Source organism: Arthrobacter sp. 05N33_2 (assembly GCF_056397425.1).
In genome coordinates this window covers 1-20,305 of sequence record NZ_JBFTNJ010000021.1, presented here as the reverse complement: position 1 = coordinate 20,305, position 20,305 = coordinate 1, and the positions used below count along the sequence as shown (strand labels likewise).

The window sequence follows — 20,305 nt, the reverse complement described above, 5'->3', positions numbered from 1 at the left end:
GACGGCCGCTCGGAAAGGATGCCGCGGATGATTTACCACTGCACTCTCGCGCCCAGCAGCCTGATGCAGAGCGCCCCCGCAGCAGGTACGACGCCGGACGGGCAGCTCATTGAGCTGTCCGTCGAGGTCCCCGACCCGTGCCCGGGCGCGGACCTGGAGGCTGCCGTCGCCCGGTGCTACGGGACCGGTGAGCTGTCGGTCCGCGGAGCGCCGGTCGCCGCCATGACCGTTGGCGTGCCTCCCCTGGTCCAGGGTGCTGTGCTGGTTGAGGGTGCTGTGCCGGTTGAGGGTGCTGTGCTCGTTGAGGGTGCTGGGCTCGCGCCGGGATCGGGGGCGGGATTCAGCTCCGGGCCGGGCCGACGGCACACTGCCACGTTGCTGCTCGCCGTGGACAGCGGTCCCGGCGCGGGCACGCTGGTCGCCCTGCGGCGGGGAAGCTTCCGGATCGGACGCGGGGGCACCGAGGTCGTGATCCCTGATGCCGCGCTCTCCCGGGAGCACGCGCGCCTGGACGTCGGGGACTCGGACGTCACGATCATGGACCTCGGCAGTGCGAACGGCACCAGCGTCGATGGCCGGAGCGTGCGAACGGCTCCGGTGACCACGGCGTCCTCGATCCGCTGCGGCGATTCCACTATCTCGCTCCGGCTCGGGCCATCGGGCGTGCCCCGTGCTGCCCCGGACGCCGTGACGGTGCTGGCAGGCTCCAGCGTTGCCGCGCCGCTGGTTGTCCGCGGCACCGCCGCCCAAGGCCACCGGGCCGCCATGGCGCTGGCCGCGGTGCTGCCGCTCCTGGTCGGCGTCGGCATGGCATTTCTCACCGGCATGTGGATGTTCCTGGCCTTCACCGCAGTCTCTGGCGTGTCCGTCCTGGTCCCGTTCCTCTCGGGCCGCCGCCAGCGTCGCGAGTTCCAGGCCGCTGTGGCGGAGGCCGCCCTGCAGGACAGGGAACGACGCCGGCACGCCGCACCTTCCGCGGCTGACCTGACCATTGGTTGCGCGGCTGCGGTGCCCCCGGCAGCCCGTGCGCCTGGCGGGGAGCCGCCGGACATCTGCCTGCGGCTCGGGCTGGCGGAACAGAGCGCGAATATCCGGCCCGAACCACCCGACGCCGGCTTTCGGCCACCGTCGCTCGGCCAGGTGCCCCTGACCTTGGACCCGGTCCCGGCGGTGGTGACCGTCCACGGCCCCGCGCCCGCGACGGCCGGACTGATGCGCTCGTTCATCCTGCAATTGGCCGCCTATCCCCTGGCGGACAGCACCCGACTGCTGCTGCATGGCCCTGCGGACACGGTGCCGTTGCCGGCGCGCTTCCTGCCCGGCGTCACACTGTCCGCGAATGACGCCACCACTGCGGCCGTGCTGGCCGCCGGTTCCGCCGCTCCCGACGGTCCAGGCGCTCCCGACGGTCCAGGCGGTCCAGGCGGTCCCGGCCGCCCCGGCGGCCCCGGCGATCCCGGCGGTCCCGGCGGTCCTCCGGGTCATGGCGGGGGATTTGACCGCGGCGTCCTCATTCTTTGGGACACTCCGGCGCAGTCAGGCGCCGCGCCCGGTCCGGGCGCTGCTGGCGCCGGCCCGGCATTCAGGGCAATGGCGGCGGCGCATGGGTGGAGGGTGATCGAGTGCTCGCCGGAGCCCGGTCCCGGCGTACACCCCGGCATTGTCCTCGGCCGGCGCGGCGCCCTGATCAGGGTTGGGTCCCCGCCCGTGGACTTCGTGCCGGATCTGGTCCCGGCCGAGGTCTTTGACCGCTTTTGCCGTGGGTTCAGCGCCGCACGGCGTACGCCGCCGGCTCCCCCGCCGGCTATCCCCCGGCATTGCAGCCTGGCCGACGTCCTTCCCCTCGCGGCAGAGGACATCTCCCGGCGCTGGTCCCGGAGCGGCGCGGAGGCCGGGCTGGGTACGCCCGTCGGCGTGGCGGCCCGGGGTGCCGTGCGGATCGACCTGAAGGCTGACGGTCCGCACTTCCTGGTCGCGGGGACCACGGGTTCCGGAAAGTCGGAGTTGTTGCGGACTCTTGCTGCCGGCCTCGCGGCCAGCCATCCGCCGGACCGGGTCAACTTGCTCTTCATAGATTTCAAGGGCGGCTCCGGCTTGGGTCCGCTCACCGGCCTCCCACACTGCGTCGGCATGCTGACCGATCTGGGCGCTGCGCAGGTGGAGCGCACATTGGTTTCCCTGCGGGCCGAGGTCCGCCGGAGGGAGGAACTGCTCGCCCGGGCCAATGCCCCGGATCTCGCGGCCTACGAGGCGTCACCGGCCGCCGGACCGCCCGTCCCCTCTCTGGTCATCATCGTTGACGAGTTCAGGATCCTGGTGGACGAAGCGCCCGGCGCCCTCACCGAACTTATGAGGATTGCCGCCATCGGCCGGTCACTGGGGATCCACCTCATCATGGCCACCCAGCGCCCGCAGGGAGCCCTGAACGCCGACATCAGGGCCAATGTCACCACCTGCATCGCGCTCCGGGTCCAGTCCGGCCCCGAATCCTTCGACGTTATGGGCTCCGGGCTCGCGGCCGCGATTCCCATCGCACGCCCCGGGCGGGCGTTCCTGGTCCGCGGAGCACAAGCTCCGGAGAAATTCCAGACAGCCACCCTGACGCCCCGGGCCGACCCGCGGTCAGACGGGACGGTCGCGGTTCGCACGGCCACGGACGAGCTGACCCGGCCACCGGCAGCCGCCGGTTTCCGGGCCGACGGCTCCGCCGGACGCGAAGCAGACGACGGCGCGGCCCTGACACCGGTTCCGGCTCCGGCGCTGGCTCCGGCCTTGACTCCGGCGCAGGGGGCGGCGGCGTTGATCGACGCCGCTGCGGCCGTGTGGCAGGGTCTCGGCACACGAAGGCCCCGCCGGCCGGTGGCAGATCCGCTGCCGGCCCTGCTGCCGCACCCAGGTTCCGGGCACGCCGGGCGGGACATGGTCCGGCTGGGGCGGGTGGACCTGCCGGAGCTCCAACGCGTCACGGAGCTGGGCTGGAGTCCCGCCGGGCATGGGCATCTGGGCCTTGTCGGCGCTGAAGCAGGTGCCGGGGACCGAGTATTGGCCCTCGCGGTTGATCAGCTTCTGGCCGGCAGGGTGGAGTCGCACCTGTACATACTTGACGCCGCCGGCGCTTTCAGCGGCGCCGCAGCGGAATCCCGGGTCGGCGCCGTAGCCGGCCTGCACGAAGTGCGCCGGGCTGCCAGGGTGCTGCGGCGGATTGCCGAAGAAGCCACGTCACGGCTCGGTGCGCCTGCGGGCCGGCCGCGGCCCGGGCTGGTCCTGGTGGTCAGCGGCTGGGGCGCCTGGGTTTCGGCATTCCGGTCCGGGCCGCTGGCCTGGGCAGAAGACCTCGTTCATGACATCGTGCGGGACGGTTCCCGGGCAGGGATCACTGTCCTCGTCTCCGGCGGGCGTGAGCTCGTGACCGCGAGGTTCTTCGCTGGCCTGCCCAACCGGATTTTCTTCCCTTTAGGCTCTACCGACGAAGGCCGCCTTGCATGGCCGCGGCTTCCCGCGCTGGAGCCTCTCCCCGGCCGCGTGGCCGTGTTCGGCGCTTTTGTTCCCGCGCCTGTGGCGACCGGGCATGCGGCCCAGCTGTTCGAACCAGYGGCCGCGGACGGGCTGCGTCCCACGAGTGGGGCCGTTTCGACGAGGCCCTTCCGGGTGGACGCGCTGCCCGGGTCGGTGACCGTGGACGAGGTGCTGGCCCGGTGCGGCTCCGGTCCAGGGCAGAGGATTCCGGCGCCTGCTGCCGCGCCCGGCGCCATGCCCGGCCCGGCGGATGTCCCGGTCCCGGCGGTTGCTTTGGTCCTCGGGGTCGGCGGGGACGAACTGCGGCCGCAGGGGATCCAGTTGCCCTCCGGCGGCGTTCTCGCGGTCCTCGGCGGCCCCGGCTCGGGGAAAAGCACGCTGCTGGCTGCGCTGCCGGGGATGAACCCTGCTTGCGCCTGGCTCGCGCCGCGACCGGGAACCGCTTCCGGCCAGTACTGGTCCGGGCTCCACGCCAGCGCGCTCGCGGGCACCTTGGACCGGACAGCGATTGCGCTCGCAGATGACGCCGATCTGCTCTCACCCGAGGCCAACAGGGCCTTGGCGTCCCTGAACAGCCTGGGCTGGAGGGTGATCCTCACCGCGGGATTGGGCCCGGGCTTTGGGCAACGGGTGGATCTCGCTGCCATCGCGCGCGGCCAGGGGCGGGCGGTCCTGATACGTCCGCGCGGGCTCATGGACAGTGAGCCGTTCGGGGTCCGGTTCGAACCGGAGCACAGTCCTCCGCCGGGACGCGCCGTCGTCATTTCCGACGGCCGCGCGACGCCCGTCCAGCTGGCTGCGCTCCGCCCGGCCGGCCGGGCGGCACTCCTCCGCGCCGCCGGCGGCCAGGACCACATCTCCCCCGGGCGGCACGCCGCACGGGACGGACCTCTACAGGGCGGGAGGGGCTCCGGCAGCCCGTGAGGCGAACGCTATGACCCGCTTGTCGAACAGAAGCACGATCGCAGTCACAGCGGGGATCAGCATGGCCAGTCCGGCCAACGGATAGCCGCCGGTCAGGGTGGGGAAGCCAACGGTCAGCACAAAGATTTGGGCCACCAGGGCACCGGCCCGCGGCCAGCGGAACCCCCGCAGCAGGAAGCGTGCGACGGCAAAGAGCCACACGGAGAAGGCCAGCAGCAGGCAGAGCGTAAAGACGGCACCCCAAAAAGAGAGTACCGGCGCCCCGGTCAGAAGCTGGGTCCCGTACCAGACGGCAGCCACGAGCAACGCCGTGGCTTCCAGTGCCACGATCACGGCGATGACAACAATTCCCCGAGGCCGCACAGGGCCACCGCCAGGGGTTTCTCCCGGATTCGGCAGCGAATTTGCTTCGGGAGGCCCGCCGGCATTTTCAGGGAGACTCTCACTGGGGTTTTCGCGGGGATTCTCACCGGGGTTTTCGCCGGCATTTTCACGGGGATCTTCAGGGTTCACAGGGGGCCTTGACACACTGGCACACTACCGGACATAGTCGTCTAGATGTGAGGACGCCGCCACTGAATGTGATGCATCGCTCACGGTCTCGAGGCATCTTGGCCTCTATTACCCCTTGTTTACACAGCGTTAACATGACACGCTTAATCCAGATGACCGAGGGGGCCCCAATGGGCCCTTTTCTTATGAACCCTCTAGTGAATAATTTCACAAAGGCATTTAACGAGTTCCCAGGAATGGAGTGACTGATCAGCATGGATTGGCGTAACCGCGCAGCCTGCCTTGACAAGGACCCGGAGCTGTTCTTCCCCGTAGGAAACACCGGACCTGCCCTCCTGCAGATCGAGGAAGCGAAAAGTGTTTGCCGGCGCTGCCCGGTCGTGGACACCTGCCTGCAGTGGGCATTGGAGTCCGGCCAGGATGCCGGAGTGTGGGGCGGGATGAGCGAGGACGAGCGCCGCGCCCTCAAGCGCCGCGCAGCACGGGCACGGCGCGCTTCCTGATTCTGCTGCCCAAGCACCGATAGCTACGGTGCCGGCAACGATCGCACGACCCTGCAGCAATGGCCGCGGACCCACAGGTCCGCGGCCATTGTCCGTTTAAGCCGGTGCACCCGGAGCCTGCGGTGCGCCCGGCATCAGCGCGGCGTCAGGCTGTCAGCGCGGCGTCAGGCTCAGGACAATCTGGACTGCGGTTCCCCCGCCGTCCCTTCCCTGCCAGTGGATAGTGCCACCGAGTTCACTCATGACCAGCGTGCGGACAATCTGCAGGCCCAGGCCCTCGACGTACGGCGTGTCCGGCAGTCCGACGCCGTCGTCCTCCACCGTCACGGTGAGAAGTTCATCCCCGTCCTCGCTCTCCGATCGGTCGGCGATAAGCCAGACAGTACCGGTGCGCCCCTCCAGCCCGTGCTCGACCGCGTTCGTGACCAGCTCGTTGATGACCAGGGCCAACGGGGTGGCGAAGTCGCTCGGCAGGTCGCCGAAGAGGCCGGAACGCTGTGTCTTGACCTGCTGCGAGGGCGAGGCGACCTCGGCAGAGAGCCGGAACTGGCGGCCGATGAGCTCGTCAAAATCAACGCTCTGGGTCAGGCCCTGCGAGAGCGTCTCATGCACGAGGGCAATGGTCGCCACCCGCCGCATGGCCTGCTCGAGCCCCTGTTTGGCCTCGTCGCTGACCATGCGCCGCGACTGCATCCGCAAGAGGGCGGCGACAGTCTGCAGGTTGTTTTTCACCCGGTGATGGATCTCGCGGATCGTGGCGTCCTTGGTGACCAGCTCCATCTCCCGGCGGCGCAGCTCCGAGACGTCCCGGCACAGGACCAGGGCGCCGAACCGCTGCTGCTCGTCGCGCAGCGGGATCGCGCGCAGCGAAAGACTCACGCCGCGCGACTCGATTTCGCTGCGCCACGGCATCCGGCCCGTGACGACGAGCGGCAGGGTTTCATCGACCATGCGCCGGTCCCGCAGAAGCCCGGCAGTGACCTCGGCGAGGGACCGGCCCTCGAGGGACTCGCCGTCGCCGAGGCGGCGGAACGCGGAGACCCCGTTGGGGCTGGCATACTGCACGATCCCCTCGGCGTCGAGCCTGATCAGACCGTCCCCCACACGCGGCGCGCCGCGGCGCGAGCCTGTGGGCGACGCGAAGTCCGGCCACAGGCCCAGGGTTCCCATGCGCAGCAAATCGTAGGCGCATTGCCGGTACGTTAGCTCGAGCCGCGAGGGCATCCGCGAACTCGACAGGTCCATATGGGAGGTCACGATCGCCAGGGTGCGGCCGTTGCGGACCATCGGGACCGCCTCGACCCGCAGGGCCATGTCGCTGCTCCAGTTGGTCTCGTTGGAGCGTTCGATCGCGCGGCTCTCCCACGCCTTGTCGACCAGCGGCTGCAGGTCCGACCGGATCCCCTCCCCCACGAAGTCGGCGTGGAACACCGTGTGCGTGGTGGAGGGGCGGACGTGGGCCAGTGCCACATAACCGAACTCCGGGTGCGGAAACCACAGGGCCAGGTCGGCGAACGCGAGGTCGGCGACCATCTGCCAGTCGCCGACCAGGAGATGCAGCCATTCGGCATCCCCCGGGCCAAAATCAGCATGTTCCCTGATTGGGTCCGTAAAGATTGCCACAGCACCTCCATTTGCGACGCCAGGGACGGCAGCCCCTTAGCGTCGGACGATTGACCTCAAGAGCCTCAATGCTACCGACAGTGAGGCCATGTCATCGGCCTCGAGCGCATTGACCTCATCAAACATTGACTTCGCCCGGCCCAGCTGCTCCGCGTTCTGGCCCTCCCAGACCGCAAGACGCTCCTCGGCGGGAGTCCCGGCCGGCGTGCACTCGAGCACCGCCGTCGTCATGTCCGAGACGGTGGAGTAGAGGTCATCACGCAGGGCTGCGCGGGCCAGGGCCTGCCAGCGGTCCTCCCTCGGCAGCTTGGTGATGCGTTCGAGCAGGGAATCTGCATGGAAGCGGTTGAAGACCGTGTAGTACACGTGGGCAATATCGGCCACGGATTCCTTGCTGCCGTGGACGATCTTGGCGATGTCCAGGAGCACGAAGCTCTCGAACAGTTCCGCCCAGCGGTGTGCCAGGTCTTCCGGAAGGTCCCAGCTGCGCGCCTTCTCCAGCCATTCGGCCACGCGGGCGCGGTCGTCACCCCGGAGGTAGTCGAGCAGCCGGGCCCGCATGGGATCCATCAGCGGCTTGAATTCGGCCACGATCTCGGCGATCGGACGGGACGCCGACCCCTGGCCGAGGAGCCACCGGACGGCGCGGTCCAGCAGCCGCCGGATGTCCAGGTGGACGGTGCTCCAGTGTTCGGTCGGGAACGACGCCGGCAGTTCGTTGAGTTCCTTGACCATGATGTCGAGCTCGTAGACGTCGCGGAGGGCCACGAACGCCTTGGCGACGGCGGCCTCCGTGGCCGAGGTTTCCTCGATGGCACGGAACGCGAAGGTGATGCCGCCGAGGTTGATCATGTCGTTGGCAACCACTGTCGCGATGATCTCCCGGCGCAGCGGGTGGGTGTCCAGTTCGGCGTCGAACCTCTCCCGCAGCTGCTCCGGGAAGTAGGCCCGCAGCGTCATGCGGAACCACGGGTCATCGGCGAGGTCGCTGTCGCGCAAAGCGGTGGCAAGTTCGATCTTGGCGTAGGCGGCCAGGACCGACAGCTCCGGGGAGGTCAGCCCCTGGCCCTGTTCCAGGCGCTCGCGCAGCGTGTCCGTGGTGGGCAGGGCCTCGAGGTCCCGCTTGAGGTCCGCCGACTTTTCCAGCCAGTCCATCAGCCGTTCGTAGCTCGGGCTCCATTCGGAGACCCGCATCCGGTCGTTGAGGAGCAGGATGTTCTGGTCGATGTTGTCCTCGAGCACCAGCCGGCCGACCTCGTCGGTCATGGAAGCCAGGAAGTCCGCACGCTCGGCGGGCTCAAGCTTGCCTGCCGCCACCATCCGGTCCACGAAGATCTTGATGTTGACCTCGTGGTCCGAGCAGTCGACGCCGGCCGAGTTGTCGATCGCGTCCGTGTTGAGGATGACGCCCTGCAGCGCGGCCTCGATGCGTCCGCGCTGGGTCATCCCCAGGTTTCCGCCTTCCCCAACCACCTTGACCCGCAGTTCGCGGCCGTCAACGCGGATGGCGTCATTGGCCTTGTCGCCGACCTCGGCATTCGTTTCGGTGCTGGCCTTGACGTAGGTGCCGATGCCGCCGTTGTAGAGCAGGTCGGCCGGGGCGAGGAGGATGGCGCGCAGGAGCTCCGGCGGGCTGAGTTCTGTGGTGCCCTCCGGGAGGCCGAGGGCGGTCCGGATCTGCGCGGACACGGGGATCGACTTGGCCTGCCGGGCAAAGACGCCGCCGCCTTCGCTGATGAGCGATTTGTCGTAGTCATCCCAGGAGGACCGGGGCAGTTCGAAGAGCCGCTGGCGTTCCGCGTAGGACGTTGCCTCGTTAGGGGTGGGGTCGAGGAAAATGTGCCGGTGGTCGAAGGCAGCCAGCAGGCGGATGTGCTTGGAGAGCAGCATGCCGTTGCCGAACAYGTCGCCGGACATGTCGCCGACGCCCACCACGGTGAAGGGCTCGGCCTGGGTGTCGAGGTCCAGTTCGCTGAAGTGGCGCTTGACCGACTCCCACGCGCCGCGGGCGGTGATGCCCATGGCCTTGTGGTCGTAGCCGACGGAGCCGCCGGAGGCGAAGGCGTCGCCGAGCCAGAACCCGTATTCGCCGGCCAGTCCGTTGGCGATGTCGGAGAATGACGCCGTACCCTTGTCGGCCGCGACCACAAGGTAGGAATCGTCGTCGTCATGGCGCACGACGTCGGCCGGGGGCCTGACGGTTTCGCCCTCGGGCGTCACGATCAGGTTGTCCGTGATGTCCAGGAGTCCGCGGATGAACGTTTTGTAGCTCTCAACACCTTCGGCCATCCAGGCGCTGCGGTCTGCCGCGGGGTCCGGGAGCTGCTTGGCGTAGAAGCCGCCCTTGGCGCCCGTCGGAACAATGACGGCGTTCTTGACGGTCTGCGCCTTCACCAGGCCCAGGATTTCAGTGCGGAAGTCCTCGCGCCGGTCCGACCAGCGCAGGCCGCCGCGGGCCACCTTGCCGAAGCGCAGGTGCACGCCCTCGACCCGGGGCGAGTAGACCCAGATCTCGAACATCGGCCGCGGGAAGGGCAGGCCCTCGATCAGGGACGGATCCAGTTTGAAGCTCAGGTGGGGCTTGTTCTGGAAGTAGTTCGTGCGGAGCGTGGCCTGGATCAGGTTCTTGAACGTGCGCAGCAGACGGTCGGCATCGAGGGTCGCGACCTGCTCGATCGCTGCATCCAGTCCGGCGAGGACCTCTACCTCCCTGAGCACGCGGTCGGAGTCGCTGAGCGCCGGGTCGAACCGCGCTGTGAACAGGGCGCTGAGTCCCCGGGTGACGTCCGGGTTCGCCAGCAGGGTGTCAGCCAGGAATCCGAAGGAGTTGGTGTTGCCCATTTGCCGCATGTACTTGGCGTAAGCGCGCAGTACGACAACCTGGCGCCAGTGCATGCCCTCCCGCAGTACCAGCCGGTCGAAGCTGTCGGATTCCACGGCGCCGGTCACGGCGGCGCCGAAGAACTCGCCCAGCAGCTGGCCGGTGGCCTGGGGATCCACGCCGGCGGGGTACTTGAGGCCGAGGTCGTAGAGGAAGAAGTCCCGGTGATCCGCGGTCTCGATCTCGAACGGGCGTTCGTCCAGGACCTCGAGGCCGAGGTTGTGGAAGTACGGCAGGATCTGGCTCAGGCTCTTCGGCTCCAGCATGTACAGCTTGACGCGGGCGTCCTCTTCCAGTGTGGCTCCGGCGCCGTCGGGGAGGTACACGTGGACGCCCGGGTGCTCCTTGACGGCTTCGCCGGCCCGTTCGGCCGCGGCACCSTACTTTTCGAAGCGGTCGATGTCCTGCAGCGCGTCTTCGATCTCGTAGTCCACCCGGTATCCGGCCGGGAACGCCTCGGCCCAGACCGCTGCCAGTTCCTTGGCGCCGTCCTCCTTGGTGCCGCCGTCGCCGCGGGCGCGCAGAACTTCGGAAATGCCTTCGCCCCAGGAACGGGCGGCCCGGACCAGCCGCTTCTCCAGTTCGTCGCTGTTGACATTGCTGACGTCGGCGTCCTTGGGCAGCCGGATCCGGAAGAAGAGGCGGGCCAGAGCGGACTCTGTCATGCGCGCCTCATAGTCGATGGAGACGGCGTTGAAGGTCTCCCGCAGTTCCTGCTCAATGCGCAGGCGGACGTTGGTGGTGTAGCGGTCGCGGGGCAGGTAGACGACGGCGGACATGAAGCGGCCGTAGATGTCGGGGCGGAGGAAGAGCCGCGTCCGGCGGCGTTCCTGCAGCCGCTGGATGCCGGTGGCGATGGCGGCGAGGTCCGGGATTTCGATCTGGAAGAGCTCATCGCGCGGATAGGTTTCAAGGATGCCGAGGAGGTCCTTGCCCGAGTGCGAGTCCGGCGGGAAGCCGGCGTCGCTGAGAACAGCGGCGACTTTCTCCCGGACTACGGGGATATCGCGGACGGAWCCGGCGTASGCGGTKGTGGCGAASAGSCCGATGAAGCGGCGTTCGCCGTTGACGTTGCCGGCCGCRTCGAAGCTYTTRACRCCGATGTAGTCSAGGTACGCCGGGCGGTGCACGGTGGAGCGGGAGTTCGCCTTCGTGATCACGAGTGCGCGCTTCTCGCGGGCCTTCTTCCGGCCGGCCTCGGTGAGGTGCTGGACCTGGCGGGTGTCCGCGCCGGCGCGGAGCAGGCCGAGGCCGCTTTCCTCGCGCAGTTCCAGGACATCCTCGCCGGATTCGTTCACGAGGTCGTATTCGCGGTAGCCGAGGAAGGTGAAGTTCCCGTCATCGAGCCAGCGGAGCAGGTCCTGGGCCTGGCGCAGCTCGGCAATCTGCGCCCGGTTGGCCACCCGGTCCAGATCCGCGGAAATTTCAAGGGCTTTCGTGCGCATCTTCGGCCAGTCTTCGACGGCGGCGCGGACGTCGCCAAGCACGCGGGAGATTCCCTTGACCAGCTCCGCGCGCTTCTCCTCGCCGACGAGGTCGATCTCGACGGCGATCCAGGATTCCATGTGCGAGGCGTTGTCGCCCTCGGCGATCAGGTGGGAGAGGTTCGGCATGGCCGCCGTGTCACCGCTGGAGATGCCCAGGTGGGAGGGGACGCGGGCCACCTTGACGAGGTTGCCCGTCTCCCGGTTGCGGGTCACCACGAAAAGCGGGTGCAGCACGAGGTGGATGGGCGCGTTCTGGCGGACCAGCTCGGCGTTGACGGAGTCCACGAGGAAGGGCATATCGTCGGTGACGATGTACAGGACGCTGCAGTCTGCCTCGTCACGAAGGTCGATGTTCGCGATGCCCGGCTTCCGCGTCGCCGCGATCTGGCGGTGGGTTTCGGTCCTTGCCGTCAGGACTTCCTGGGGATAGGCCCGGAAATCCTCCTCCGCGAGGTGCTCGTAGTAATCCCCGAGGTAGCTTTCGCTGCTACCGATCGAAACGGGCTGATCCTCCACGCTGGACCCAGACGACATCGAAACGCCTCCATAAAAGAAGTTCACAGCCGCCTCTTTGCGGCCCTTACGTTGACCCTAACCCTTTGCCCGGCGTCGTGCTGTGGAAGAAAAGACAAAGGATTTCTTATTTCGCTGGGCAGGTGCACAAACCAAAATGGCGATCGCGTGCCTCAACTCGGATTCAGGGGCGGATTCGAGCAAAAGTGCCCCGGACAGGAGGGCGGCGTCGCTCGCCGCGGGGTCGGACGGCAGGAACGCCGACAACGGCGCCGAGGGGCCGTACCGCTCCCAGGCGGCCCGCAGCTGGCGTTCGGGCGAGCGCCCAACGGCGGAGGTCCTGACTTTGTTCAGGACCACTTGCGGCGCCGCCTGCGGGACGGCCGCCCGAAGCTCGGCGAGGCCGCGGACGAGCCTCGGCACCCCGATGGAGTCCGCCGCCCCGACGGCAAAGACCGTGTCGGCCAGCTCCAGGCTTCGCAGGGTCGCGGCGTTGCGGCGCGGCGCGCCACTGTCAAAGCCAAGCTCGTCATCGGCTTCGAGGCAGAAGCCGGTGTCCACCACAGTGACATCCGCAATCTCCCGGGCCCGCTCCAGCACAAGTGTGAGGGCCGCGGCGCGCAGTTCCGTCCAGCGGTCCGCCCGCGTAATCCCGGTGAGCACCCGCAGCGCGCCGGCCTTGGTCGGCACGGTCGTGGCGATCCTGAGCAGGGCATCGGCGTCAAGCAGGCCCTGGTCTGCCAGCCGGCAGGCCTGGGCCAGCCCGGCGGCCTCGTCAAGCAGACCCAGGAGGGCGGCCACGCTGGCACCGTAGCTGTCGGCGTCGACCAGCAGCACGGAATGGCCTTCCGTGGCCAGCTCCCCCGCGATGTTGGCGGCCACCAGGGTCCGGCCCGGCGCGCCGGCCGGACCCCAGACCGCAATGATCCGGCCCTTCGCGCCTGTGCTTGCGGTGACGGTGTGCGCCCCGGAAGACCGCGGCACCTGCCCTGCGGCGGCGACGGGAGGGGCGCCGTCCCCCGCGGCCGGTCCCGGGCCCTCTCCGGTGCCACTGAGCTGCGCCACCGCTGCGGAAATCCGGGCCGCCAGGGCCGCGGCGTCAACGGCCCGGGCTTCCGCTGCCACGCCAATGGTCCGCAGGCGGACAGTTTCCTCCGGATTGTCGGTCAAGGCGATGACGACGACGCCGACGGCGGACAGCCGGTCCACCAGCGAGGCCGTCAGCTCTTCGCTGCCGGCCGCTACGACGGCGGCGCGGGCCAACCCGCTCTGGCAGGCGGCCAGCAGTTCCGCCAGCTCACTGCACCGCCGGACAACGGACACAGGCCCGTGCAGCCGCTCCAGTCCGCCGACCAGGTCATCGCGGGAGTCCCCCACAGTCACCACGGGAATGCTCATCGCGAGGTACCGCCCGGGTTCCACACGACCGCGATCTTTGCTTTGTTGGCCTGGGCCCCCAGCAACTTGGGCATCTGGGCGTCGGGAACGAGCACCATGACCACCGTGGAAGGTGAGGAGCCCAGGGCTGTGCTGCCCGGGGTGATCTGGGCAATTTCGGCGCCGGAGAGGAGCAGGGAGGGCTCGCTGAAGCCGTTGCGGGTATCCGGCAACGCCACCCAGACATCCACGCGCGAGCCCGCCACGGCCTGGGCGGGAAGGGTCTCCTCGACGGTGACGGCCACGGGCTTGCGGTCCAGCCCGTCGAGCTGCCCGACACTCTCACGCGGCAGCAGCTGGTCCTTGCCGATCCGCTGCACGGCCACAAGTCCGGCATCCAGGCCGGTCTCCGGGGTCAGGTAGTGCTGTTCCACTTCGCCGAGCCGCACCTTGACCCGGTGCAGCTTGTCGGTTGTCAGCGTCTCGCCGACGGCGATCGGCTCCCGCGCCGCGTACGCTTCCGTGGTCTGGTCCGCGGCGCCGACCAGCGAGACCACCCCAACGACGGATGCCAGGACCAGCAGGATTCCGACGAGGAGCCGGGGGTCTTTCCAGGACGGCCTTTTCAAACGGGCCCCTTCGGCTGCCGCGCTTCCACTCATGCGTCCGCTCCCCCTGTCGTCGCCGTCCATTCCCGGATGCCGGGCACCCCTATTGTTGCGCCCGGGCCGCCCGGGTGGAAGATCCGGGACCAAACAGGCGCAAACTGTGGATAACGGCACCAGTAGGCCTCAACGGTGGCAAAATGGATTCATGCCCCGATTCCTGACTCTCGCTGACGTTGCCGAGCAGCTCCAGATCAACTCTCCGGCCGCCTACGCGCTCGTTCGCAGCGGCGAGCTGAAGGCAATCCAGGTGGGCGGACGCGGCCAGTGGCGCGTCGAGGAGAAGATGCTCGAGCAGTACATCCAGGAGCGCTATGCCGAGGCCAGCCGCATGATCGAAGAGGCCAAGGCGAAGTCCGCCGGAAGCTGAACCTGGCAGGCTGACTAGCCGCCCGCGGCACCTACGGACCTGATGCCCGCGAGGGCGCCGAAGGGGATGGCAATCACCTGCCGGGCGTTCGCCGGAGGCCGTTCCCCGCCGTCCCGTGTCACGGCCAGGTCCAGGAAGTCCCTGCCGACCGTGTCGATGATGCCGTGGAGCCCTATATCTGCCCTCCCGTGACCGGCAAAGATCGTCACCCGTGCACGGTTCCTGGCGAGTCCCCGGAGGGCGCTGCCCAAACCGAGCCTCCGGCGGACGATTGACGGCTCGGAGACCGCCACCCGCGAAAGACCCCCATAGTGCGCGGCCGCGGCGTAGGGAATGAGTACCTGGTGTTGGGGCTCATCAAGGACCAGGGCCTCGCTGCCCGCGTGGCTCAGCACTCCCTCGAACACCCGCCCCAAGGACAAATGCACGCGGATACTGAGCCCGAGGGACCCGCGGAGCCGGTCCGCGAGCTGCACTCCCGCAGAGTCCACGAGTGCACGCTCGGCTATTTCAGCCTCTAATTCCAGCCGCTGGCGCGCGGCCAGCTGTGCCTCCATGTCCTCAAACAAGGCGTCCCACCGCATTGCGCCAGCGTAGGCGGCCCTCCCGCACTGGTCAATCCGAGGCCTCCCCTATCCACAGGCTCGGACTGCGTCTAGACAAACGGGGCACAAGAGGATCAGACTCAGTTAAACAGGCTTAAAAGTTATCAAATGGCATTAAACACTATCAAACGGTACACATTTCGACTGGAGGAACAGCCCATGGACCGGACAGTGACGCCGCAACCCGCGGACCGGCCCCTGCCCGTCCCCATGCCCAGACAAACAGTCCGGGCCGACGCCGCCATGGCCGCCGCCATCCTGTTGCTCGGGATCTTCCTCGCAGCTACGGGAAGTTTCCTGATTCAGCGCTGGCAGTCCGGCTCGGCACGCCGGCAGTCGCTGTCCTTCGAGGACCAGCTCGGGATCGTGGCAAATACGGCCGGGCTGATTGTCATCACCTGGTGGGTGATGTCGCTCGCTTTCGCCGTCGCGGCGGCACTGCTGGACCGCCTCGGCCGGACCCGCGCGGCGGCCGCCACGGGCCGGTTCAGCCCGGCGTTCATGCGGCGGCTGGTGCTCGCCGCCGTCGGACTGCAGCTGCTGACGGCGCCGCTGGCCAGCGCGGCCACTGCGCCTGGCGGGCCCGGACCGGAAAGACCCGGTCCGGCAGCGGTAGCGGCATCCTGGACTCCGTCACCCGGGGAGGCCTTGGCACCGGAGCCACACGGACCGGGAGCCGGTTCCGCGCTGGATCCGCGGTGGAAGCCGCTGAGCCCGATCGTGGATGCCGGACCGCTGGCTGCACGCCATGTGCGCACACAGGACTTCCCCGGCGCCCGCAGGGAGGTCACGGTCCGGTCCGGCGATTCGCTGTGGAGCATCGCCGCGGCCGCTCTGGGGCCGTTGGCTTCCGACGCCGACATCGCCAGAGAGTGGCCCCGGCTCTATGCGGGCAACCGCGACGCTATCGGAGCCGACCCGCACTTCCTGCGGCCCGGACAGGTCCTGGTCCTCCCGCCGCCGCGCTAGGGGCCGCCGCACCACAGGCCGGGCCGCAGCGCCGGCCCCGGCCCTGGCCCCGGCCCACCGAAGACCACAGGACAAGCCGGTCGGAAGATTCGCCCGGTTCCAGCCACCCGCACCAGCCATCAGCAAAGGAACCGTCATGAACGCAGTCACCGGGATCCGCTCAGCCGCGGCGACCCCCGTCCCGCATGCCCCCGCTCTCAGGGTTGTGTCCGGCACGGCTACACCACCGGCCAACCACGCCACTGCGGCCCCGCCGCCGCTGCGCGTTGTTGACGAGGCCCGAGAGATTTGTGCGATTTCCCGGAGCACCGTGCAGGCGGCGATCGAGGTGCTGGCCGGGACGCGGCCCGCACAGCAGCTCTCCCGGCGCCTGGACCCGCGCTGTCTGGCGGCCCTGCAGCACCGAGCCGCATTGACCCGCCGGGTTGCCTCCGGCAGCTCGCCGACGGCGGGCAGGCTGCACCGCAACCCGTCCGTCAGGTCCGTCCGGGCCTGCCGAGTGTCGGATGACGTCTACGAGGCCAGCGCCGTGGTGGTCGAGGAATCACGGGTTCGCGCGGTCGCGCTGCGGCTGGAGCGCGGCACGGCGGCCTGGCGCGTCACAGTGCTGGAGATCGGCTGAACGGCAGGGCCGGAGGCACAAAACAGGCAGAGAGTCCGCAGAAAACAGGCAGAAAGCCGGCAACAGACAGGCAGAGAACCGGCAGAAGCCAGTCGCCGCCGAGGGCAGCGACGGGCACGAACCTGCGGAACCGGGCCCGGTCTGCAAGGGAATGCCCGGCATGTAAGGGAAAGGAGGCGCAAACACGGGAGGACCGGGGCAAATGCTCCGGTCCTCCCGTGTTGGCGTCGTGCCTAGCGCCGCTTCTTCTTCGCAGCGCGGCGGCCGATGTCCTGCGCCGCGGCCTTGGCCGGGTTTCCCGAACGTCCGGAGACCTTTGCCTCGATCCGGGTCTGGGCGGCACCGTCCTCGCCAGGGGCGGTGTACTGCAGCTGCGCGGGTTTCTCCGGGGCTTCGAGCCCGGCGGCATGGATCTGCGGCTCGTGGTGTTCGGTGTGCTGGCCCTCGGCGTCCGCCACCACAACGTCTTCGGCCGGCGTCACTTCGACGTCAAGGTTGAACAGGAAGCCGACGCTCTCTTCGCGGATAGCCTCCATCATGGCCTGGAACATGATGAAGCCCTCGCGCTGGTACTCCACCAGGGGGTCACGCTGGGCCATGGCGCGCAGCCCGATGCCCTCCTTGAGATAGTCCATCTCGTAGAGGTGTTCCTGCCACTTGCGCCCGATGACGGAAAGGACCACCCGGCGCTCCAGTTCGCGCATGCTCTCGGAGCCAATCGCCTGCTCCCTGGCCTGGTAGACCAGACGGGCATCGGAAAGGATCTCTTCCCGGAGGAACTCGGTCGTGATCCGGGACTTGCCGCCGGCCTCGTCAATGACGTCGCGCGGGGTGAAGCTCACGGGGTACAGGGTCTTGAGGTTGGACCACAGGAGGTTGAAGTCCCAGTCGTCGCCGGTGCCCTCGGCTGTAGCTTCGTCGATGAAGGCGTTGATGGTGTCTTCCAGGAAGTACTGGACCTTCTCGTGGAGGTCATCGCCTTCGAGGATGCGGCGCCGGTCGCCGTAGATTGCCTCGCGCTGGCGGTTCAGGACGTCGTCGTACTTCAGCACGTTCTTGCGCTGTTCGGCGTTGCGGCCTTCCACCTGGCCCTGGGCCGAGGCGATGGCGCGCGAGACGAGCTTGGATTCGAGTGCGACGTCGTCGGGCACCGAGCTGTTCATGAGCCGTTCGGCTGCGCCGGAGTTGAACAGGCGCATCAGATCATCGGTCAGCGAGAGGTAGAACCGGGACTCGCCGGGGTCGCCCTGGCGTCCGGAACGGCCGCGGAGCTGGTTGTCGATGCGGCGGGACTCGTGCCGTTCGGTGCCGAGCACGTAGAGTCCGCCCAGGTTCAGGACTTCCTCGTGTTCGTCCTTGACGGACTGCTTGGCGGATTCGAACACCTCGGGCCACGCGGCCTCGTATTCCTCGGAGTTCTCCTCCGGGTCCAGGCCGCGCTTGGCCATTTCGGCGACGGCGGTGAATTCCGCGTTGCCGCCGAGCATGATGTCGGTACCGCGGCCGGCCATGTTGGTCGCGACTGTGACGGCGGCCTTGCGGCCGGCCTGGGCCACGATGGACGCTTCACGGGCATGGTTCTTGGCGTTCAGGACCTCGTGCCGGACGCCTTCCTTGGCCAGCAGCCGGGAGAGGTATTCGCTCTTCTCAACGCTGGTGGTGCCGACGAGGACAGGCTGGCCGTTTTCGTGGCGTTCGGCGATGTCCTTGACGACTGCGTCGAATTTGACGGTCTCGTTCTTGTAGACAAGGTCGGCCTGATCGATCCGCGTCATGTCGCGGTTGGTCGGGATGGCAACGACGCCGAGCTTGTAGGTGCTCATGAACTCGGCGGCCTCGGTCTCGGCCGTGCCGGTCATGCCCGCGAGCTTGKCGTACATGCGGAAGTAGTTCTGCAGSGTCACGGTGGCGAGMGTCTGGTTCTCGGCCTTGATCTCGACGCCTTCCTTGGCTTCGATGGCCTGGTGCATGCCTTCGTTGTAGCGGCGGCCGGCGAGAATGCGGCCGGTGTGCTCATCGACGATCAGCACCTCGCCGTCGAGGATGACGTAGTCCTTGTCGCGCTTGAACAGCTCCTTGGCCTTGATGGCGTTGTTCAGGAAGCCGATCAGGGGCGTGTTGGCGGACTCGTAGAGGTTGTGGATGCCGAGGTAGTCCTCGACCTTTTCAATGCCGGCCTCGAGGACACCGACGGTGCGCTTCTTCTCATCGACCTCGTAGTCGGTCTCGGCCTGCAGGCGTGTGACCACCTTGGCGAATTCGCTGTACCAGCGGTTGGTGTCCCCCTGGGCCGGACCGGAGATGATGAGCGGGGTGCGGGCCTCGTCGATGAGGATCGAGTCCACTTCGTCGACGATGGCGAAATGGTGGCCGCGCTGGACGAGTTCCGAGCTGTCCCACGCCATGTTGTCGCGCAGGTAGTCGAAGCCGAATTCGTTGTTCGTTCCGTACGTGATGTCCGCGGCGTACTGTTCGCGGCGCAGCGCAGGGTCCTGGTTGGAGAGGATGCAGCCGCTGGTGAGGCCGAGGAAGCGGTAGACGCGGCCCATGAGGTCGGACTGGTATTCGGCGAGGTAGTCGTTCACGGTGACGACGTGGACGCCCTTGCCGGTGAGGGCGTTGAGGTAGGCCGGAGCKGTGGCCACCAGGGTCTTGCCTTCACCGGTCTTCATTTCCGCGATGTTGCCCAGGTGCAGKGCGGCGCCRCCCATGAGCTGGACATCGAAGTGGCGCATGCCGAGGGTACGGGACGAGGCCTCGCGTACGGCCGCGAACGCTTCGGGCAGCAGATCGTCGAGCTTCTCGCCGGCCTGGTGGCGTTCGCGCAGCCGGTCAGTTTCTTCACGGAGCTCGGCGTCCGTGAAGGTCTGGAAGGAGCTCTCCAGGGCATTGATGGAATCGGCATAGTTCCGCAGTTGCCGCAGGGTTTTTTTGTCACCCGTGCGGAGAAGTTTTTCGATAAGTGATGCCACGTGAAGTTGCTCCCAGTCTCAAGCTGCCGAATTCTGGCGTGTTTAGTCTACGGGAGAGACGCAAGGCCGGTGGCGCCTGTTCCCTCACAGCGGATAGTGCGGTTTACCGGGCAGCCACGGCTTCGGCGAGCGCCGGCGCAAGGTTCCCCATTGGCGAGACAACTACGTCGTCCAGTCCCAGCCACTCTGCCATGAGCTGCAGTTCCGCGGCGAGTTCGACGGCGGTGTCCTCCGGCGCGCCGGGTTCGGCGTGGGCGGCCCTGGCCAGGAGCCGCCCGCCGGCCCGGTCCGCTTTGAGGTCGACCCGTGCGACGATCGCGTCGCGGAGCAGGAACGGCAGGACGTAGTAGCCGTACTTCCGCTTCGGCTCGGGCGTGTAGATCTCGATCCGGTAGTGGAATCCGAAGAGCTCCTCGAGCCGCCGGCGTTCGAACACGAGGGAGTCGAAGGGGCTCAGGAGCGCCCGGCCGGTGGCCGAGCGCGGCAGTTTCGCCTCCACGTGGCGGTACAGGGGCCGGTCCCAGCCGGATACCGTGACCGGCTGCAGCCGGCCGCTGTCCACGAGGTTCCGGACGGCGACGGCGGCGTCCTTCTGCGGTGTCCGGAAGTAGTCGGCGAAGCATCGCACCGTCCCGATACCGTGGGCCTGGGCCGCGGCGTCGATCAGCCGGTCCATGGCCGCGGCCGCATCCGGTTCGCGTGCCACCGCTTCCTTGCCCGGTCCGGGGAGCACCCGGGCGGTGAGGGTGTAGCGCCGTTCGAAGG

Annotated in this window: 13 protein-coding genes; 5 read left to right on the top strand and 8 right to left on the bottom strand. The window is 68.3% G+C overall.

Features of this window, described 5'->3' with window-relative positions; all coding sequences use genetic code 11:
• Positions 1-27: 27 nt before the first annotated feature.
• Positions 28-4,440: an FtsK/SpoIIIE domain-containing protein gene (locus AC1DHX_RS11175; RefSeq protein WP_476900039.1), complete on the top strand. Its 4,413-nt coding sequence runs from the start codon at positions 28-30 to the stop codon at positions 4,438-4,440.
• On the opposite strand, the gene AC1DHX_RS11170 is transcribed toward AC1DHX_RS11175, so the two are convergent.
• A complete protein-coding gene (locus AC1DHX_RS11170) occupies positions 4,408-4,803 on the bottom strand; it encodes a hypothetical protein (RefSeq protein ID WP_476858874.1) in 396 nt (131 codons plus the stop codon). The two genes, AC1DHX_RS11175 and AC1DHX_RS11170, sit on opposite strands and share 33 nt — an antisense overlap.
• A gap of 404 nt (positions 4,804-5,207) precedes the next feature.
• On the opposite strand from AC1DHX_RS11170, the gene AC1DHX_RS11165 reads away from it, so the two are divergent.
• Positions 5,208-5,456, top strand: a complete 249-nt coding sequence (locus AC1DHX_RS11165) for a WhiB family transcriptional regulator (protein WP_003804966.1) — start codon at positions 5,208-5,210, stop codon at positions 5,454-5,456.
• A gap of 153 nt (positions 5,457-5,609) precedes the next feature.
• On the opposite strand, the gene AC1DHX_RS11160 is transcribed toward AC1DHX_RS11165, so the two are convergent.
• The 4 genes from AC1DHX_RS11160 to AC1DHX_RS11145 are packed head-to-tail and all read right to left on the bottom strand — an operon-like array spanning position 5,610 to position 13,999.
• Positions 5,610-7,079: a sensor histidine kinase gene (locus AC1DHX_RS11160; RefSeq protein WP_223916150.1), complete on the bottom strand. Its 1,470-nt coding sequence runs from the start codon at positions 7,077-7,079 to the stop codon at positions 5,610-5,612.
• 36 nt (positions 7,080-7,115) lie between these two features.
• Positions 7,116-11,981 (bottom strand): NAD-glutamate dehydrogenase, encoded by a 4,866-nt coding sequence (locus tag AC1DHX_RS11155; RefSeq protein WP_476900038.1) that lies wholly within the window; start codon positions 11,979-11,981, stop codon positions 7,116-7,118.
• 57 nt (positions 11,982-12,038) lie between these two features.
• On the bottom strand, positions 12,039-13,358 hold the full coding sequence (locus AC1DHX_RS11150) for a CpaE/TadZ family protein (RefSeq protein ID WP_476859003.1): 1,320 nt from the start codon (positions 13,356-13,358) through the stop codon (positions 12,039-12,041).
• Positions 13,355-13,999 carry a CpaB family protein gene (locus tag AC1DHX_RS11145; protein ID WP_476858876.1) on the bottom strand — a complete coding sequence of 215 codons (645 nt, stop codon included), beginning with the start codon at positions 13,997-13,999 and terminating at the stop codon, positions 13,355-13,357. Before AC1DHX_RS11145 ends, AC1DHX_RS11150 begins: the two co-directional genes overlap by 4 nt.
• A gap of 151 nt (positions 14,000-14,150) precedes the next feature.
• Here AC1DHX_RS11145 and AC1DHX_RS11140 point away from each other — a divergent pair, with 151 nt between their 5' ends.
• Positions 14,151-14,372, top strand: coding sequence for a helix-turn-helix domain-containing protein (locus AC1DHX_RS11140; protein WP_018775212.1), 222 nt, complete (start codon positions 14,151-14,153; stop codon positions 14,370-14,372).
• A gap of 14 nt (positions 14,373-14,386) precedes the next feature.
• Here AC1DHX_RS11140 and AC1DHX_RS11135 read toward each other — a convergent pair whose 3' ends face one another.
• On the bottom strand, positions 14,387-14,956 hold the full coding sequence (locus AC1DHX_RS11135) for a hypothetical protein (protein WP_476858877.1): 570 nt from the start codon (positions 14,954-14,956) through the stop codon (positions 14,387-14,389).
• 129 nt (positions 14,957-15,085) lie between these two features.
• Here AC1DHX_RS11135 and AC1DHX_RS11130 point away from each other — a divergent pair, with 129 nt between their 5' ends.
• Entirely contained in the window at positions 15,086-15,946 is an 861-nt protein-coding gene (locus AC1DHX_RS11130) for a LysM peptidoglycan-binding domain-containing protein (RefSeq protein ID WP_476858878.1), read from the top strand.
• Positions 15,947-16,082: 136 nt separating this feature from the next.
• Complete coding sequence (locus AC1DHX_RS11125; RefSeq protein ID WP_230008799.1) at positions 16,083-16,568, top strand: Rv3235 family protein; 486 nt, start codon at positions 16,083-16,085, stop codon at positions 16,566-16,568.
• Between the two features lie 233 nt (positions 16,569-16,801).
• Here AC1DHX_RS11125 and secA read toward each other — a convergent pair whose 3' ends face one another.
• Together secA and AC1DHX_RS11115 are read right to left on the bottom strand one after the other, a co-directional pair.
• Positions 16,802-19,540: a preprotein translocase subunit SecA gene (gene secA, locus AC1DHX_RS11120; RefSeq protein ID WP_476900037.1), complete on the bottom strand. Its 2,739-nt coding sequence runs from the start codon at positions 19,538-19,540 to the stop codon at positions 16,802-16,804.
• Between the two features lie 103 nt (positions 19,541-19,643).
• Positions 19,644-20,305 (bottom strand): DNA glycosylase AlkZ-like family protein (locus AC1DHX_RS11115; protein WP_476900036.1); only part of this gene is annotated, 662 nt, incomplete at its 5' end.

Bases quoted from the DNA above. Each gene is read 5' to 3' on its own strand.
- AC1DHX_RS11165 (WP_003804966.1), top strand. From the start codon at position 5,208: ATGGATTGGCGTAACCGCGCAGCCTGCCTTGACAAGGACCCGGAGCTG.
- AC1DHX_RS11150 (WP_476859003.1), bottom strand. From the start codon at position 13,358: ATGAGCATTCCCGTGGTGACTGTGGGGGACTCCCGCGATGACCTGGTC.
- AC1DHX_RS11145 (WP_476858876.1), bottom strand. From the start codon at position 13,999: ATGAGTGGAAGCGCGGCAGCCGAAGGGGCCCGTTTGAAAAGGCCGTCC.
- AC1DHX_RS11140 (WP_018775212.1), top strand. From the start codon at position 14,151: ATGCCCCGATTCCTGACTCTCGCTGACGTTGCCGAGCAGCTCCAGATC.
- AC1DHX_RS11135 (WP_476858877.1), bottom strand. From the start codon at position 14,956: ATGCGGTGGGACGCCTTGTTTGAGGACATGGAGGCACAGCTGGCCGCG.
- AC1DHX_RS11130 (WP_476858878.1), top strand. From the start codon at position 15,086: ATGGCATTAAACACTATCAAACGGTACACATTTCGACTGGAGGAACAG.
- AC1DHX_RS11125 (WP_230008799.1), top strand. From the start codon at position 16,083: ATGAACGCAGTCACCGGGATCCGCTCAGCCGCGGCGACCCCCGTCCCG.